This is a genomic window from Streptomyces sp. NPDC088817, assembly GCF_044750345.1.
Classification (GTDB): Bacteria; Actinomycetota; Actinomycetes; order Streptomycetales; family Streptomycetaceae; genus Streptomyces.
The window spans coordinates 1-2,564 of sequence record NZ_JBIVJN010000045.1 but is presented as its reverse complement, the minus strand read 5'-3'; the positions used below and the strand labels follow the sequence as shown (position 1 = coordinate 2,564).

General features: G+C 66.3%; 2 protein-coding genes and 1 pseudogene. 1 reads left to right on the top strand and 2 read right to left on the bottom strand.

The genetic code is table 11. The features are described from left to right. Window positions 1-93: 93 nt before the first annotated feature. A pseudogene (locus ACIP4X_RS35710) lies at window positions 94-1,011 on the top strand (Ig-like domain-containing protein); the annotation flags it as partial. 206 nt (window positions 1,012-1,217) lie between these two features. Here ACIP4X_RS35710 and ACIP4X_RS35705 read toward each other — a convergent pair. Then, window positions 1,218-1,976: a L,D-transpeptidase family protein gene (locus ACIP4X_RS35705; protein ID WP_358738341.1), complete on the bottom strand. Its 759-nt coding sequence runs from the start codon at window positions 1,974-1,976 to the stop codon at window positions 1,218-1,220. Window positions 1,977-2,203: 227 nt separating this feature from the next. Beyond that, a partial coding sequence (locus ACIP4X_RS35700) for a transposase (RefSeq protein WP_401352533.1) occupies window positions 2,204-2,564 on the bottom strand: 361 nt, incomplete at its 5' end.

Genomic DNA, 2,564 nt, shown 5'->3' with positions numbered 1-2,564 from the left:
AGACGTGACAGGCCACTACTCCCACGGACCTACCGCACCTATCCACGACCAGCGGAAACCTGCCGATCACGCACGGAAAGACAACAGCTTCTCAGTTGGAGGCCTGTCGGGGATCTCGACTACGGCAGTCGGTACAGGCTTGTGGTGACTGCAACCTATGGCGACGGCCGCCACGCCAAGCAAGAGGCATCGTTCACCACGTTGCGCGAGAACGAACGCCTTACAGGGACCTTCACCCCGGACAACGGATCGACCGTCGGTGTCGGAATGCCCGTCTCGTTCACGTTCGACAAAGCGATCGAGAACAAGCAGGCCGTGGAGGAGGCCATCACGGTCCGTTCCAGCACCGGCCAGCCCGTCGTGGGTCACTGGTTCGGCAACCAGCGCATCGACTTCCGGCCGCGGGAGTACTGGAAACCACACTCGACCGTCAGCGTGGAGATCGCACTCGAAGGAGTCAAAGGCGCTGACGGCGCCTACGGTTACCAGAACAAGACCGTCACGTTCACCGTCGGACGCAGCCAGGTCTCGACCGTCGACGCCGCCGCGCACGTCATGAAGGTCAGCCGGGACGGAAAGCCCCTGCGCACCGTGCCGATCACCGCCGGCGCGCCCGAATCACCCACCTACAACGGGCAGATGGTCGTCTCCGAGAAGCTCGTCCAGACCCGTATGAACGGCGCCACGGTCGGCTTCGCGGGACAGTACGACATCCCGGACGTGCCTCATGCCATGCGGTTGTCGACATCCGGCACCTTCATCCACGGCAACTACTGGGGAGCCGACTCGGTCTTCGGGCAGTCCAACATCAGCCACGGCTGCATCGGCCTCAAAGACGTACAGGGCGGCGGCGACCCGGGCCGGGACGGCGCCTGGTTCTACTCCCAGTCGCTGATCGGAGACGTGGTGATCGTGAAGAACTCGAAGGACCGGACGATCGCCCCGGACAACGGCCTCAACGGCTGGAACATGTCCTGGACCGATTGGCAGGCGGGCTCTGCCACGCACTAGCGTCGTGGACGGCGCCGAGCAGGCCTGGTGGGGTCCACGCAGAAGGTTCTCCTGGTCGAAAACCCATCTACCAGGGGCCCTACAGCGTCGACAGCCCAACTGCATTACACCAGGAGCGGGTTGGAAAACGCTCAGTGAGAAGCCGCGCGATCCGGTGGCACCGGGACGAGAGCTTGGGTGCCACGGTGCCACCGGACCGCGCGTGCTCAGCGGGCCAGGGACCCCGCGTCGCCCATGACGATCACGGGGTGCCGTGCGGGATCCAGCGCGAGCAGCAGCGCCTTCATGTGGTCCTTCGGCAGGCTCACACAGCCATGGGTCGGACCACCGTGGTCCACGTGCAGCCAGATCCCACCGCCCCGCTCGGCACCGAGGGGCCGGGTCCAATCAAGCGGCGAAGTGCCCGCCGCGCGGTTGTAGTTGATGGCGACGACATAGTCGAAGGAGCCTGCCAGCGACTCCCCCTCGAATCCATCCCCGCCGACGGTGAAAGCGTTGGAGCGGTTGTACGGGAGCCGGGACCCCGGGTCCGGCAGAAGACCGCCGGCATCGGTGAGGCGGAACACCCCGATCGGCGAGCGGAGATCGTTCAGGTGATGGTCCTCAGTCCACCCCTTGAGAGCGTTGTGCGCCCTCCAGACGCTCCCGGCCTGCCAGCCGGAAGCTGTGCGGTCGTACAACACCACAGTCGACTGCGAGGAGTTGATGCCGTCCCCGGTGACGAGCACTACCTGCTCGCTCTCCTCGGGAATCGAAGCCGACGTCCGCGGCCCCAAGCCGGGCAGCCCGACGGACACGGACGCGGCTCCCTCGTACGTCGAGGGCGGCACAGCCCCACGTGCCGGAGGCGACACGACGACCTGGTCCGTGACGCCCGAGCCACCGACAGTGCCGCACCCCGACAACATCGAGACGGCGGCCCCGCAGGCGATGGACAGACGTATGCAGAACACGGGTGAACGCATGGAGTACTCCGTACAGCGAAGACAGGGGAAGCGCGGGCGACTGGTCGGGGCCGCCCGCGGACATGGCCTCACCTTGGAGCACACTTTTAAGAATTTCGTCAGACCGCGTGTGCGTGCTGCGCCCAGCCGAAATCCGTGGACGGATGCCCCAGTCGGTCCTTCGCGCACCGCGGGCGACCGGTGGACCGCGGAGTTGTGTCGGACATGCCCACGCGTAAGAAGTCATCTCATTTGGCGAGTCGGCGATAACAGATGAGGGTGCAGGCGATGCTGGTGAAGGCGAGGAAGTGGTCGGCCTTGCGTTCGTAGCGGCGGTGGAGCCGTCGGCAGCCGGCGAGCCAGGACATGGTGCGTTCGATGGTCCACCGGTGCCGTCCGAGCCGCTGCGAGGTCTCGACGCCTTTGCGGGCGATGCGATGCCGGATGCCTCGCTGGGACAGCCATTTCCGCAGGTGTGCGTAGTCGTGGCCCTTGTCGGCGTGGAGCTTGCCGAGCCTGCGCCGGCGGGGACCCCGGCGGGAGCGGATGGGCGGTATGCCCTTCACGAGCGGGATCAGGGCTTGGCTGTCGTGGACGTTGGCGCCCGAG

Bases quoted from the DNA above. Each gene is read 5' to 3' on its own strand.
- ACIP4X_RS35705 (WP_358738341.1), bottom strand. From the start codon at position 1,976: ATGCGTTCACCCGTGTTCTGCATACGTCTGTCCATCGCCTGCGGGGCC.